Source organism: Candidatus Galacturonatibacter soehngenii, from assembly GCF_008830185.1.
In the GTDB taxonomy this organism is placed as follows: domain Bacteria; phylum Bacillota; class Clostridia; order Lachnospirales; family Lachnospiraceae; genus Lachnotalea; species Lachnotalea soehngenii.
In genome coordinates this window covers 567,661-582,695 of record NZ_WAGX01000004.1, presented here as the reverse complement: position 1 = coordinate 582,695, position 15,035 = coordinate 567,661, and the positions used below count along the sequence as shown (strand labels likewise).

Here is a 15,035-nt window from a genome sequence, read left to right as displayed (position 1 = left end):
GTAACGTGGTATAATATAAAAAAATAAATGTCAGCGAGGATGCCATATGGAGAATAAGGAAAGAGAAGTAAAACAGGGTGAGTTTTATAAACATTTTAAAAATAAATTATATCAAATAATTGCCATTGCAATACATTCAGAGACAAGAGAAAAGATGGTTGTGTATCAAGCGTTATATGGTGATTTTAGCGTTTACGTCAGACCGTATCAGATGTTTGTAAGTGAAGTAGATCATGTGAAATATCCAGAGGTAAAACAAAGATTTCGATTTGAAAAATATGATATAAAAACAGGAGAATTAGAACAATCTTATATAAAAAGTGAGCAACCTATTTTGTCGGTTAAAACTATGCAAGAAGATGCATCTATTTCGGAAGAAGGTCAGGTATCACCATTGTTACTTGATTTTTTAGAATGTAATACATTTGAAGAAAAACTGGACAAATTAGTAATGATGAAAGATAAAGTAGATGATCGTTTGTTAAATGATATTGCAATGTCCTTGGACATTACGGTTGATAGTAAAAGCTTAAAAGAAAAGTATGAAGAAATTAAGTCTTGCTTACTTACATTTGTTCATTTTGAAGATAATAGAATGCGTTAAGAGAAAGAAAACCCTCCAAGAAATGAATCTTTTGGAGGGAAAATATTGTCTATCACGCTTTATTAATAATTATATATTAGGAATGAATTTTTTCTTGAAAAATATCATCTGCAATTTTATCTAAATAGTTTTCATTTAACTCACCATATGCTTTTTGTATAATCTCTTTGATATTATCTATTCGTTTGAAATATTTTACTTCCTCTTGCATGTCATCTGTAATACCATTATCAATTAAATCAAGAGAAATATTTTTATCAAACCAATTAAAAATATCTTCAGTAAGCTGATTTTCGCTTTCTGCTTCTTTTGCTAATCTTTTTGAAGACTTTAACGAGTTAAATCCAATTATGATAAAGACAAATAGTAAGATTGCCATACCACTATAAGTAACATACTTGCCAGGTGATGCTAAGTTCAGATTAATAATATCTGTAATTACTAAAAGTAGTACAGCTAGTCCTCCAAAACCAACGATTAATAAAGTATAAGCAGAGGATAAGGTATCTTTATATTTATCTTCTTTTTTAACATATACAGTTGAGACCTTAGTAAGTTTGCTTGTTATTTCTTCATAGTTTTTATCCTCCGCTTCTTCTTCAAAACCAGGAATTTCACCAGCAATAATCTGAGGCTCTAGAGTTGCTTTTTCCTCCATAAGAATTTTGTCGTATTCTTCTAAAGAATCAACTAATGTTTCACTACAATCCTTACAAAATGTTATACCGTTTACATATTCGTTCCTACATTTGGGACACCATGCCATATTTTAATACCAAATCCTTTCCTTTTTCTTAGTCCATTATTTTCTTTCTAACAAAAAAAGAATGTCTTATTTTCATACATTATTGAAATAGTAGCATAAGTAAGAATGTCTTTTCAACATTTCCAATAAAAATTTATAAAATAGTTATTATTTCGTTCCTATTTTACAGAGGAATAAAGTGGTAAATCTTTCTCTTTTTTCAATAGTATAGTATACTAAAACTTGTGATTCATGCATCGAACATGAAATCATAAAAAAACATTGGTATACATAAATAAATTATGGTTAACCATTATAAAGAGGAAAAATATGAAAATAACATTATTGGTAGTTGGAAAAATAAAAGAAAAATATTTTACAGGTGCGATTGAAGAATATGTAAAAAGACTCAGTCGTTATTGTAAGCTTGAAATAATAGAAGTAGCCGATGAAAAGACACCAGATCATGCAAGTGAGGCAACCGAAACAATTATTCGCAAAAAAGAAGCAGAGCGACTATTAAAATATATTCCAGAGCAAGCATATGTCGTTGCCCTCGCCATTGAAGGCAAGATGCTTGATTCGGTAGAGCTGTCACAAAAAATAGAACAGCTTGGTATAAGTGGACAAAGTCATATTATATTTATAATCGGTGGTTCATTAGGATTAGACTTAGATATTTTATCAAGAGCGAACTATTTATTAAGTTTTTCGAAAATGACATTTCCACATCAGTTAATGCGTGTTATTTTACTTGAACAAATATATAGGGCATATCGCATTATCAATCATGAGCCCTATCACAAGTAATGAAAGGATTTAGGATGAAAGGAACCATAATAGAAAAAGTGGTTGATGACAGGGAGATATTTATATACTTACCACCAAGTTACGATACATCAGACCGACTTTATCCTGTCATATACATACAGGATGGCAATACATTTAAAGCTATATTTGATCAAATCATAGATGAGCTAGAGAAAAACGCTCAAAATCAATCCATTGACGAACATATCATAGTCGGAATTACGCCAATTGATAGATTAAATGAGTATACTCCTTGGTATGCAAAAGCAAATCATGAAAAGTTTCACGATTTTGGTGGTCAAGGAGATAAGTATTTGAAATATTTAGAATTTGAGTTATCGAATTATCTAGAAAAAGAATTTAAAATAAAAAAAGGTAAACAATATAAAAAGATATTAGGACATTCGCTTGGGGGGTTAATCTCTATCTATTCGGTTTTTCAAAATAATAATTACAGCAAAGTAGTTGGGATATGTGCCTCTCAATGGTATCAGGGATGGATTGATTTTATTGGAAAAGAGAAAATTATAAATGATGATTTTCAGATTCTTTTCATTGCTGGTGAAAAAGAAGGCCATGATAAAACTACAATACAAAAGAATGCGCCAAAATGTAGTGCTTTATCCTTTAAAATATTTAAAACACGTCTTGATAAAGATAAGGTCAAAATGGTGTGGGATGAATTCGACCATCATGAAAATCTGATAAACCGATACAAAGTTGGATTTTTATTTCTAATGCAAAATGATAAGAAGATAATATAAACACCATTAGACAAAAACCACGGTAAAACTTGTAACAATCTAAAAAAACATGTTATAATGTAACTTATCGAAAGAAACTTGTAATGTACTTTGTGATAAAGCAAAGCTTAATGGGAGGAAACAATGGCCTATGAAATACTAGTTCTGGATATAGACGGAACATTAACGAATTCAAATAAAGAGATATCAGATGTTACAAAAAAAGCAATCAGAGAAATTCAAGACAGAGGACATCATGTTGTTTTGGCATCGGGAAGACCAACAGCGGGTATCCTGCCAATTGCAAAAGAACTAAACCTAGAAATGTTTGGGGGATATGTATTATCTTTTAATGGTGCAAAAGTTATCAATTGCAAAACCAAAGAAATCATATTTCAAAATACCATTCCAAGTGATTTGATAGCTGATATTTATAAAGCGGCAGAGGAAGAGGATGTTTCAGTTATATCCTATGATGATAAGTCAATTATTACTTCCAGTAAGATAGATGAATATATGGAAAAAGAAAGTAAAATTAATCATATGCCTATCAAGGTAGTTGAGGATTTTGTATCTTATCTTGATTTCCCAGTTAATAAATGTTTAATGACTGGTGACCCTGATTATCTGGCGCAGGTAGAAAAGAGAATGAAAGAGCGATTTGGGGACAGGCTAAGTATTTATCGTTCCGAACCATTTTTCTTAGAGATTATGCCTCTTAACATAGACAAAGCACATTCTTTAGAAAAATTATTGGATAAACTACATATGTCTCGAGAACAAATGATTAGTTGTGGAGATGGATATAATGATTTGACTATGATACAATATGCAGGAAAGGGTGTTGCAATGGGGAATGCCCAGAAGGAAATTCAAGAAGCGGCAGACTATATCACCCTAACGAATGATGAAGATGGAGTAGCACATGTCATTGATAAATTTATGTTGGCAGTGTAACCTCATTAAGTAATAAGGAGTGCGTTCACACGTAAGAGAGTAAAATACACTCTCTAAGTGTAAAAAGAGGAAACTCCTTATTACTAAATTCGAAAAGACCTCATTAAGTAATAAGGAGTGCGTTCACACGTAAGAGAGTAAAATACACTCTCTAAGTGTTCACAGCAGAAGGAGAAGGAATGTATCAGATTGTTTTGGCGTCTTCGTCACCAAGGCGCAAGGAATTATTAGAAAGAATCGGTGTAACTTTTACAATTGATCCAAGTACCAGTGAAGAAATTATAACAGATACCGACCCTGCAAAAGTGGTATTATCTTTGTCTAAGCAAAAGGCATTGGATGTGGCAAAACGCTATGATAATGCATTAATTATTGGAGCAGATACGATTGTTTCAAAAGAAGAACAAATTCTTGGAAAACCAAAAGATAGAGAAGATGCGTTTCGAATGCTTAAGTTGTTGGAAGGAGATACTCATCAAGCTTATACTGGTGTCACAGTAATTAACAAACAAGGGCAAGAATACAAAGAATATTCTTTTTATAGCTCTTCTGATGTAAGTTTTTATCCTATGACAGATAAAGAAATTTACAGCTATATTGATAGCAAGGAACCAATGGATAAGGCGGGAGCATATGGCATACAAGGAAAGTCGGCTGTTTTTATTAAAGAAATAAAAGGCGATTACAATACCATTGTAGGACTTCCCGTTGCAATGCTTTACCAAACACTACTTTCAGAAGGTATTGACCTTCTTCATGACTAGGAGGATTAAAGATGTTTAAAGCGTGTATTTTTGACTTGGATGGAACATTAACGGACTCATTAGAATCAATTGCTTACTCAGCCAATCGTGCAATAGCGGCCTTTGGTTTTGCGCCAAACCCAGTAGAAGCATATAAGCATTTTGCAGGAGATGGAGCAGATACCATGCTAGAGAGAAGTTTGATTGCGGCAGGTGATGTGAATTTAGAGTATATTGAACCAGTGAAACAAAAATACAAAGAGTTGTTTCAAAAAGATTGTATGTATCTTGTAAAACCTTATGAAGGAATTGTAGAATTACTCAAAATATTAAAAGAAAAGAATATTAAAATAGCCGTTCTTTCCAATAAGCCTCATAATCGGGCAGTAGATGTTGTCGAAACATTATTTGGCAAAGACTATTTTGATATCATTATGGGACAGTCAAAACATATTAAGCGAAAGCCCAGCCCCGATGGCGCACTGATCATTGCGGATGAGCTAGGCTTATTGACCAGTGAGTGCATCTACATCGGGGATACAAATACAGATATGATAACAGGCAAATCAGCAAATATGTTTACAGTAGGAGTTACTTGGGGATTTCGAGATCGTCAAGAGTTAGAAGAAAACCATGCAGACTACATAATTGATTCCCCACTTCAATTATTAGAGATAGAGGATATACAATGATAAAGTTAATAGCAAGTGATTTGGATGGAACCTTACTACAAAATGATTCCCAGCAATTAAGTGAAAAAGTAGTTCCCTATATAAGAAAGCTAAAAGAAATGGGAATTATTTTTGTAGCGGCAAGTGGCAGACAATATGCAAACTTACAACGACTTTTTGAACCAGTAAAAGATGAGATTGCATATATTTGTGAAAATGGTGCTTTGGTTGTATATAAAGGACAAGTTCTACATAAAACGGTTATTGATAAGGAAATTGGAGAAGAGATTCTTGTTGATATAAGAAAAAGAGAAGGTTGTGAAATATTATTATCTGGTATGAACACCTCATATCTGGAACCAAAAACCAACGAATATGCTCATAGAATGCAATATATCGTAAAAAATAATGTTACGATAGTTAAGGATATATTAAATGTAACAGAAGATTATTTGAAAATATCAGTATATGAAAGAAACGGTATCAATCATTCCGAAGAATATTTTAAAACAAAATGGGGTGATAAAGTTACCGTTGTAACTTCTGGTACCGCATGGCTAGATATGATATCTCTTGGAACCAATAAAGGGAGTGCGATGAAGGTGTTACAAGATAAATTTGATATTTCACCTAAAGAAACCATGGCTTTTGGAGATAACTATAATGATGTAGAGCTGCTTTCTAACGTTTCATATAGTTACGCCATGAATAGCGGAAAAAAAGATATCATAAAACTATGCAAATACTCTGTTGATACGGTAGAGGAAATACTTGAAAAAGTAATAAATGGTGAAATATTATAGTCAACTTTTTTAATTGGAAGATAATGTAAGGAAACAATGTTGTAACGTGCAGTATCGGAGGAAAACATGATTAAATTAATTGCAACTGACATAGATGGAACTCTGGTAAGGGATGGTTCACCAGATATCAATCCCGAGATATTTGAAGTAATCAAAGAATTAAAAGACAAAGGTGCTGTATTTGTCGCAGCAAGTGGCAGACAATATCCAAGTATTCGAAGGCTATTTGATCCTGTTCATCGAGATATGATTTTCATTGCGGAAAATGGTGCATATGTGATGTGCCGTGGATATGAGATGTTTAAGTCTCAAATGAACAGTCAAATGGTAGAAGAGTTAGTGCATGAGGCAAGAGCGTTACGTGAACAGAATGTCCACCTATGTGTATCAACACCTGAATGCCTCTATATCGAATCAAAGGATGAAGCATTTGCAGATTTGCTTGTTCATGGGTATAAAAATACGATTAAGCAAGTAGACGATGTACTGAAAGAAGATTTGGATATTATTAAAATTGCTCTTTATAAAGAAGACGGGATGCAACAAATTGCAGATGAAACTTTAATTCCAAAGTGGAAAGATAAGTTAAAGGTTGTTATGGCAGGATTGGAATGGCTTGATTTTATGGATATTGAAGTAGATAAAGGACATGCCTTACAAACGATTCAAAGCACACTTTCCATAACAAAAGAAGAAACTATGGCTTTTGGAGATAATATTAATGATATTGGAATGCTTCGAAGTGCTGGTGAAAGTTATGCTGTAAAAACAGCCAGAGAAGAAGTAAAAGAAGTCGCAAAACATATCGCAGGATCATATTTAGAAGATGGTGTTTTGACAGAATTAAAGAAACTATTATAAAGGAGTATGAAACAATGTATCAGTATGATGAAGAATGCCTAACTACATTTTTAAAGGTACAAGATAAAATATATAAAGAAAAGGTAGCACAAACTCTAGAAGAAGCAGATGAGTTCTTAGAAGATTGCATGGCGGTGGTACTTAATTCTGTAAAAGAAATTAAAGACTATTGGGATGAGATGGGGGTTGATATCGCTGGTATGTCACTAGAAGATATTGAACAATCAGAAGAAGTAATTAAATTACCAAGCGGAAGGTATTTGGTTGTAGAAAGCTAATGAAGAAAAATGATATTATTTTAATAGGGATTGTAGTGTTTGTTGCAGTTATCTTTTTTGGTATTTTCCAATTGACGAAAAAAGAAGGTGCAAAAATCATTGTAACCATAGATGGAAAACAATATGGTACCTATTCTCTGGAACATGAAGAAGTGGTTGAAATTGAAAGTGAATATGGTACAAACGAACTTATTATTAAAGACAATAAAGCTAAAATGGAAGGTGCCTCCTGTCCAGATCAACTGTGTGTATATCAACATGCCATAAATAAAACAGGACAAACTATAGTATGTTTGCCTAATAAAGTAGTTGTCACAGTAGAAAATGGAGAAGAAAATGAGGTTGATATCACAGCAAAATAAGGATTAGAAGGAGAAATAAATATGCTTTCCTATATAAAGGGTGAAATTATTGACATAGAAGAAGACTTGCTTATATTAGAGTCAAATGATATCGGCTATAATATTCGCATATCCGGTCAGACCGCATCGAATCTACCAAGTGTAGGCAACCATGTTAAAATATATACCTACATGCATGTTAGAGAAGATGCCATCCAATTATTTGGATTTATTTCAAAAGACGATTTAAATGTCTTTAAGTTATTAATTGGTGTTTCTGGAATTGGTCCGAAAGGAGCCCTTGGTATCCTATCTGTTTTATCAGCAGATGATATTCGATTTGCAGTACTCTCAGACGATGTAAAAACGATATCAAAAGCCCCAGGAATTGGAACAAAAACTGCTCAGCGTATGATCATTGAGTTAAAAGATAAATTAAAGCTTGAAGATGCATTTGAGCAAAAGCTTGAAAATAATAAGCAAGAAGGATTAAACCAAAGCAAAAAAGATGGTGCAAAGGGCGAAGCTGTTCTTGCGCTTACTGCACTTGGTTATTCTAATTCAGAAGCCTTAAAAGCAGTAAAAGAAGCAGATATTACAGAAGATATGGATTCAGAGACCATTTTAAAAGCCGCTTTAAAAAAACTATCATTTTTATAAAGGATGTAGGAAACGATGGGAAAACGAATTATTACAACAGAATTAACAGAAGAAGACATAAAAATTGAGAGTAATTTGCGTCCCATGACACTTGATGAGTATATTGGACAGCAAAAGGCAAAAGATAATCTAAAAGTGTATATAGAAGCGGCAAAACAACGTGGAGAATCACTTGATCATGTCTTATTTTATGGTCCCCCTGGACTTGGTAAGACAACGCTTGCTGGTATTATTGCGAATGAGATGAAGGTAAATTTAAAGGTAACTTCAGGACCAGCGATAGAAAAGCCTGGTGAAATGGCTGCGATTTTGAACAATCTGCAAGAGGGCGATTTGCTATTTGTAGATGAAATACACCGTTTAAACAGACAGGTCGAAGAAGTGTTGTATCCTGCCATGGAAGACTATGCCATTGATATCATAATTGGAAAAGGAGCAACCGCCCGCTCGATACGTCTTGATTTACCAAGATTTACTTTAGTAGGAGCAACGACAAGGGCAGGGCTTTTAACAGCTCCACTTCGAGACAGATTTGGAGTTGTACATAGATTAGAATTTTATACACCAGAAGAATTAACAAAGATTATCATACGCTCTGCAAAAGTCCTTGAAGTAGAGATCGATGACAAGGGAGCTATTGAACTAGCAAGAAGATCGAGAGGAACTCCAAGATTGGCCAATCGATTACTAAAGCGTGTAAGAGATTTTGCACAAGTAAAATACGATGGGGTGATTACAGAAGAAGTTGCTAAATTTGCGCTAGACCTTTTAGATGTAGATAAGTATGGATTAGATCATATTGATCGAACGATTCTAGTAACCATGATAGAAAAATTCCAGGGAGGCCCTGTAGGTCTAGATACTCTTGCAGCCTCCATCGGAGAAGATGCAGGTACAATCGAAGAAGTGTACGAACCCTATCTTATCAAAAACGGATTCATCAACCGCACCCCAAGAGGACGCTGTGTAACCGAATTCGCATATCATCACTTAGGACTTAGAGTAGAAGGCACCAATTGCAATTAAGTTGATTATTCTATTTATATCGATTATAATGTAACATATCGGAAGAAAAACAAGCGGCTGCGAAGCAGACATTTGTTTTTACCCGATATGTTAGCGAAAGAGCGAAGCTATTGAGCTAAGTTACACGAAGAAACGAAGTTTTAAAGTGTAACTCGGAAGAAAAACAAGCGGCTGCGAAAGCTAGTTACACTAGAAAACGAAGATTAAAGTGTAACACGGAAGAAAAATATGGAAAGAACGAGTATTTGTGGAAATGGGGTTTATAAAGTATGGCAGTGAAAAATAATATAGACGTAATAATCGGCGGTAAAGTATTAACACTAAGCGGATATGAAAGTGAAGCCTATTTGCAACAGATAGGCTCGTATATCAACCATAAATTATCTGAAATTACAAAGACCGAAGGCTTTAACCATCTTTCCTATGATATACAAAATATGTTCATCCAGTTAAATATTGCGGATGATTATTTTAAAGCAAAACAACAAGTAGAAAATCTGGAAGAAGATTTACAGGCAAAAGAAAAAGAAATATATGATTTTAAACATGATCTGATTAATGAAAAATTAAAGTTTGAAGAGGCTTTAAAAGAACAGGAAAATTTAAAAAAAGAAATAAGCGACCTTCAAAAAAAGATATTTAAACTTCAAGCAAGACTACGTGAAAAATCAGAAGAAGTAGAAAATGAATTTGAAGAATTATAGTAAAAATATATGATTGGCTGTTGCAATTACTGTAACAGCCAATTACATATGAGGTTAATTAAATGAATAAGAAAAAAGTTGAACTATTAGCACCAGCAGGATCTTTTGAAGGAATGAAGGCAGCAATTAACGCTGGTGCAGATGCGGTATATATCGGTGGATTATTATTTGGGGCAAGAGCCTATGCAAATAATTTGGATACTCAAACATTAAAGGAAGCCATAGATTATGTACATATACATGGCAAAAGCCTTTATCTCACCGTCAATACCTTGCTTAAGAATGAAGAACTAAATGAACAATTGTACGATTATATCAAAGAATATTATGAATATGGTTTAGATGCGGTAATTGTTCAGGATATGGGAGTGTTTCAGTTTATAAAAGAGAACTTCCCGAATTTAGCGATTCATGCCAGTACACAGATGTCAATATGTGGTGTGGAAGGTGCAAAACTATTAAAAGAACTAGGTGCACAGCGCGTTGTAACCGCCAGAGAGTTGTCACTAAATGAATTAAAGGAAATTCATGATCAAGTAGACATTGAAATCGAAAGCTTTGTACATGGCGCACTTTGCTATTGTTATTCTGGACAATGTCTTTTAAGTAGTTTTATTGGTGGCAGAAGTGGAAATAGGGGTAGATGCGCACAACCTTGTAGGCTCCCTTATAAGGTTATGAAAGATAATAAACAAATTAATTCCAATAAAGAAACCTATGTATTAAGCCCCAAAGATATGTGTACAATTGATATACTACCAGATATTATTGAGGCTGGTGTGTATTCTTTTAAAATAGAGGGAAGAATGAAAAAGCCAGAGTATGCAGCTGGAGTCGTTCGCATTTATCGTAAATATATTGATTTATATCTGGAAAAAGGAAGAAATGGGTACTATGTTGAAGAAACTGACCGTAAAGAATTAGAGGATATCTTCAACCGCTGTGGCTTTAATCAAGGATATTATAAAGTGCATAATGATAGAAATATGATAACTTTAAAAGAGCCAGTGAAAAGAACTAGAAATGAAGCACTCTATGAAGAACTAACAAAATATATTGAGAATGAGTCCAAAGAGAAAATAAAAGGAAGACTTACGCTATTACAGAATACTCCTGCAAAACTGGAATTAGAATTCAAACACATAAAGGTTACAACAACTGGAAATGTTGTCGAAGCTGCCATGAAGCAACCAATGGACAAAGATAGAATTGAAAAACAAATTCTAAAGACTGGTAATACACCTTTTGTATTTGAATCCTTAGAAATATGCATGGAGGACTCTATTTTTCTTCCAATACAAAGTTTAAATGAATTAAGAAGAGTTGCTTTAGAAAACTTACAGAAGCAAATTCTGTCTGAGTTTAGAAGAGAAAACAGTTTGAATTATAAAAAAGAACTGGGACAAGAAAACCAAAAGCGAAGCATGGATGAAAAACCTATTTTAAATGTTTATATTGAAAAAGAGGAATATTTAAAAGAGGTGCTTAGATTTAGCGAAGTAGATGGTGTTTATCTTGACATAAATTTCATAGACAAACCAATGGATTACTACATTGACTTATGTCATAAGTCGAATAAAAAATGTATATTAAGTTTACCTCATATTTTTAGAAATACAAAGAAAACGACTTTTCAACCTTATGAATCTTTACTGGTATCAAATTTAGATGGTGTTTTAATCAAAAATTATGAAGAATACCAATATATTCAATCTCTTGGATTTAAAAAAGATATTATCATTGATTATAACGTTTATACATTTAACGATAAAGCACATGAATTCTGGATAAAAAACAATATAGCTTATGATACAGCGCCTGTCGAATTAAATGATAAAGAATTGTTAAATAGAGGTTTAAATGAAAGTGAACTTATTATTTATGGACACCTTCCTGTTATGGTGTCTGCGCAGTGTATTCATAAGACAATAGAAAAATGTGATAAAAAAGATATAAAGTTATATCTGAAAGACCGAATGAATAAACAATTTTATGTAAGAAATCATTGTAAATATTGTTATAACGTGATTTATAATTGTGAACCTCTTGTTTTACTTGATAATAAAAAAGAAATAAAAGCGTTAACTCCTAAAAGTCTGCGTCTACATTTTACAATGGAAGATACAAAAGATATTGCAAAGATAATGCAATGGTATATTGATTGCTATATCTATGATAAGTCAGTAAAACATGATTTTACAGCTTTTACAAGAGGACATTTTAAAAGAGGAATAGAGTAGGTGTTAGAGTGACAAATATATTAATAGAATTATCCAGATATCTAATCATAATTGCAATTGCTGTTTATACGTACAAGGGATTTGCTATTTTTCGCTTCACGAAGGAAGAGGATAAAAATACTGTTTTAAGAGTGCAAAATCAGCTAATGTTTGCAATTCATTTTATGGCTTATTTAATTTTGTTTTTAACAACTGGGAAATTAGATATTATAATTGTATATTTTGCACAGGTAATTTTTTTGTCAGCGGTGATTGCACTATATCGAGTTATTTATCCAAAAGCCTCAAGACTGATTATTAATCATATGTGTATGTTATTAGCAATTAGTTTTATCATATTAACGAGACTGTCATATACAAAAGCAATAAAGCAGTTTAGAATTGTAATTATTTCTATGTTTATTACTTTATTTATTCCATATATAATCAAGAAATTGAGATTTTTGGATAAGCTAGGATATGTATATGCAGGTATTGGGATAGGACTTTTAGGATTGGTTGCCATAGCAGGTAGTACAAGCTATGGAGCTAAATTATCCTTTAATTTTGGTGGAATTAGCCTCCAACCCTCTGAATTTATCAAAATAACATTTGTATTTTGCATCGCGGCACTTTTTAGTAAATCACAGGAATTAAAGCAGGTTATTATAGTAACAGCGTTAGCGGCGGTACATGTTTTGATTTTGGTGGCTTCAAAGGATCTTGGAGGAGCACTTATCTTTTTCATAACCTATACTTTTATGTTGTATGTGGCAACAAGAGAATACTTGTATCTTACGGGAGGTCTCTTATCTGGAACAATAGCGGCTCTCATTGGTTATAAGCTTTTTAGCCATGTTAGGGTTCGTGTAATTGCATGGAAGGATCCGTTTCAAGTGATTGAAAAAGAAGGTTATCAAATAAGCCAATCTTTATTTGCCATTGGAACAGGAAGTTGGTTTGGTATGGGACTATACCAAGGAATTCCTGACACCATACCAGTGGTAGACCAAGACTTTATTTTTGCTGCAATCGTAGAAGAAATGGGAGCTATTTTTGGTATTTGTCTTATTCTAATTTGTGTGAGTTTATTTATTATGTTCATTAATATTGCCATGCAGGCAAAGGATACTTTTTATAGTCTAGTGGCACTTGGATTATCATTGATGTATGGTTTTCAGGTGTTCTTGACGATAGGAGGGGTAACAAAGTTTATTCCACTTACTGGAGTAACGCTACCCTTGGTTAGTTATGGGGGAAGCTCCGTTTTAAGTTCTTTAATTATATTTGCAATCATTCAAGGATTATATATTTTGAAACAAGATGAGGACGATAAAGTTGAAAAAATTAAATCAGATTCTGGAAGAAAGACAAGAAAAACATCTAAAAAATAAAAAAGAGTCAAAGAATCCCAATAATAGAGAATTATCGATTGTGGTATACATATTCGTAGGACTTTTTATTCTTCTTATGGGATATTTTGTTTACTATAATATTGCAGTGAGTCCAAATATCATTAATAGTTCTTATAATAAAAGACAAGATTTGTTTGCGAAAAAGGTAGTGCGTGGAGAAATCATATCCTCTGATGGCAAAGTACTGGCTCAAACAAGTGTAAGTAAAGATGGTACAGAGACCAGAGAGTATCCATATAATAATATGTATGCACACGTAATCGGCTATGCTACCAAAGGAAAAGCAGGTCTAGAATCCTTAGTTAACTTTAACTTGCTTCGCTCCAATGCTCCATTATTAGAAAGAGTCATTAAGGAGTTTAGGGGAGTGAAAAATACAGGAGATAATGTGATTACGACTCTTGATAGTAAGATTCAGGAGACTGCTTATGATGCACTTGGTAGCCATGATGGTGCAATTGTTGTCATGGAAGCAGATACGGGAAAGATTCTTGCCATGGTTTCGAAACCAGATTATAATCCAAATAATATCGATCAGCTATGGGATAGTCTTGTAGCGGCTGAAAATACGCAAGATAGTTCACTTCTTAATCGTGCCACGCAAGGAAAATATCCTCCTGGTTCTACCTTTAAAATACTTACTTTATTGGAATATATAAAAGAAAATCCAAATTATAAAGATTATACGTATCAATGTACTGGTAAAATTGCGTTAGAGGATAGTGTGATTAATTGTTATCATAATACGGTACATGGAGAAGTCGATTTGTATCATTCTTTTGCAAAATCTTGTAATTCCTCTTTTGCAAATATTGGCTCAAATTTAAATATCAATTCACTAGCAAAGCTATGTGACAATTTTTTATTTAATGAAACGTTGCCGTACTCAATGGTGTATAACAAAAGTAGTTTCACGTTGACAAAGGATGCGAAAACGTATGATGTAATGCAAACTATGATTGGACAAGGTGAAACACTTGTATCACCACTCCACATGGCTATGATTACGCAGACAATAGCGAATAATGGAGTTATGATGAAACCATATTTGGTCGATCATACTGAAAATTATGACGGAAAAACCGTCAAAAAATTCACTCCTTCTGCATATGGAAGCATTATAACAGAAGAAGAGGCAATGATTATGCAGGATTTTATGCAAGGTGTTGTCGAAAATGGTACAGCTTCAAAATTAAGTGGTCAATCATATAGCGTTGCTGGTAAAACAGGGTCTGCTGAATTTGGAAATGTAAAAGGGCAAAGTCATGCTTGGTTTGTTGGCTTTGCACCTGATGAAGATTCTAAAATTGTTGTTAGTATCATCGTAGAAGAAGCTGGCGCTGGAAGTGAATATGCGGTTCCAATCGCTAAGAAAATATTCGATGCTTATTACAGTAATAGGTAATGATTAAAATTCTTGCATGTATGAAACAAAAGGGGTATACTATATATAGT

The 15,035-nt window shown here is 33.2% G+C and carries 17 protein-coding genes; 16 read left to right on the top strand and 1 reads right to left on the bottom strand.

Annotated features, from left to right (window positions below):
- Window positions 1-46 precede the first annotated feature (46 nt).
- Window positions 47-604 (top strand): DUF1653 domain-containing protein, encoded by a 558-nt coding sequence (locus F7O84_RS05275; RefSeq protein WP_151142667.1) that lies wholly within the window; start codon window positions 47-49, stop codon window positions 602-604.
- A gap of 76 nt (window positions 605-680) precedes the next feature.
- On the opposite strand, the gene F7O84_RS05270 is transcribed toward F7O84_RS05275, so the two are convergent.
- Window positions 681-1,370 (bottom strand): hypothetical protein, encoded by a 690-nt coding sequence (locus tag F7O84_RS05270; protein ID WP_151142665.1) that lies wholly within the window; start codon window positions 1,368-1,370, stop codon window positions 681-683.
- A 309-nt stretch (window positions 1,371-1,679) separates the two neighbouring features.
- Between F7O84_RS05270 and rlmH the strand changes: the two genes are divergently transcribed.
- The 15 genes from rlmH (at window position 1,680) to F7O84_RS05195 (ending at window position 14,985) form a co-directional block, all read left to right on the top strand.
- Complete coding sequence (gene rlmH, locus F7O84_RS05265; RefSeq protein WP_151142663.1) at window positions 1,680-2,159, top strand: 23S rRNA (pseudouridine(1915)-N(3))-methyltransferase RlmH; 480 nt, start codon at window positions 1,680-1,682, stop codon at window positions 2,157-2,159.
- Window positions 2,159-2,923 carry an alpha/beta hydrolase gene (locus tag F7O84_RS05260; RefSeq protein ID WP_243140811.1) on the top strand — a complete coding sequence of 255 codons (765 nt, stop codon included), beginning with the start codon at window positions 2,159-2,161 and terminating at the stop codon, window positions 2,921-2,923. Before rlmH ends, F7O84_RS05260 begins: the two co-directional genes overlap by 1 nt.
- 123 nt (window positions 2,924-3,046) lie before the next feature.
- A complete protein-coding gene (locus tag F7O84_RS05255) occupies window positions 3,047-3,859 on the top strand; it encodes a Cof-type HAD-IIB family hydrolase (RefSeq protein WP_151142661.1) in 813 nt (270 codons plus the stop codon).
- 179 nt (window positions 3,860-4,038) lie between these two features.
- Window positions 4,039-4,623 carry a Maf family protein gene (locus F7O84_RS05250; protein ID WP_151142659.1) on the top strand — a complete coding sequence of 195 codons (585 nt, stop codon included), beginning with the start codon at window positions 4,039-4,041 and terminating at the stop codon, window positions 4,621-4,623.
- A gap of 11 nt (window positions 4,624-4,634) precedes the next feature.
- The gene (locus F7O84_RS05245) at window positions 4,635-5,294 is read left to right on the top strand and encodes an HAD family hydrolase (RefSeq protein ID WP_151142657.1); all 660 of its coding nucleotides are present in this window, start codon (window positions 4,635-4,637) and stop codon (window positions 5,292-5,294) included.
- On the top strand, window positions 5,291-6,076 hold the full coding sequence (locus F7O84_RS05240; protein ID WP_151142655.1) for an HAD family hydrolase: 786 nt from the start codon (window positions 5,291-5,293) through the stop codon (window positions 6,074-6,076). The genes F7O84_RS05245 and F7O84_RS05240 overlap by 4 nt, the downstream gene beginning before the upstream one ends.
- Before the next feature lie 66 nt (window positions 6,077-6,142).
- Complete coding sequence (locus F7O84_RS05235; RefSeq protein ID WP_151142653.1) at window positions 6,143-6,937, top strand: HAD family hydrolase; 795 nt, start codon at window positions 6,143-6,145, stop codon at window positions 6,935-6,937.
- A gap of 14 nt (window positions 6,938-6,951) precedes the next feature.
- Window positions 6,952-7,215: a glyoxalase gene (locus F7O84_RS05230; RefSeq protein ID WP_151142651.1), complete on the top strand. Its 264-nt coding sequence runs from the start codon at window positions 6,952-6,954 to the stop codon at window positions 7,213-7,215.
- A complete protein-coding gene (locus F7O84_RS05225; RefSeq protein ID WP_151142649.1) occupies window positions 7,215-7,577 on the top strand; it encodes a NusG domain II-containing protein in 363 nt (120 codons plus the stop codon). The genes F7O84_RS05230 and F7O84_RS05225 overlap by 1 nt, the downstream gene beginning before the upstream one ends.
- A gap of 21 nt (window positions 7,578-7,598) precedes the next feature.
- Window positions 7,599-8,216, top strand: a complete 618-nt coding sequence (gene ruvA / locus F7O84_RS05220) for a Holliday junction branch migration protein RuvA (RefSeq protein ID WP_151142647.1) — start codon at window positions 7,599-7,601, stop codon at window positions 8,214-8,216.
- A 15-nt stretch (window positions 8,217-8,231) separates the two neighbouring features.
- Window positions 8,232-9,242, top strand: coding sequence for a Holliday junction branch migration DNA helicase RuvB (gene ruvB / locus F7O84_RS05215; RefSeq protein ID WP_151142645.1), 1,011 nt, complete (start codon window positions 8,232-8,234; stop codon window positions 9,240-9,242).
- A 269-nt stretch (window positions 9,243-9,511) separates the two neighbouring features.
- On the top strand, window positions 9,512-9,946 hold the full coding sequence (locus tag F7O84_RS05210; RefSeq protein ID WP_151142643.1) for a cell division protein ZapA: 435 nt from the start codon (window positions 9,512-9,514) through the stop codon (window positions 9,944-9,946).
- 62 nt (window positions 9,947-10,008) lie between these two features.
- Window positions 10,009-12,186, top strand: a complete 2,178-nt coding sequence (locus tag F7O84_RS05205; RefSeq protein WP_151142641.1) for a peptidase U32 family protein — start codon at window positions 10,009-10,011, stop codon at window positions 12,184-12,186.
- An 8-nt stretch (window positions 12,187-12,194) separates the two neighbouring features.
- On the top strand, window positions 12,195-13,559 hold the full coding sequence (locus F7O84_RS05200; protein ID WP_151142639.1) for an FtsW/RodA/SpoVE family cell cycle protein: 1,365 nt from the start codon (window positions 12,195-12,197) through the stop codon (window positions 13,557-13,559).
- On the top strand, window positions 13,504-14,985 hold the full coding sequence (locus F7O84_RS05195; RefSeq protein WP_320411216.1) for a peptidoglycan D,D-transpeptidase FtsI family protein: 1,482 nt from the start codon (window positions 13,504-13,506) through the stop codon (window positions 14,983-14,985). The genes F7O84_RS05200 and F7O84_RS05195 overlap by 56 nt, the downstream gene beginning before the upstream one ends.
- Window positions 14,986-15,035: the final 50 nt, after the last annotated feature.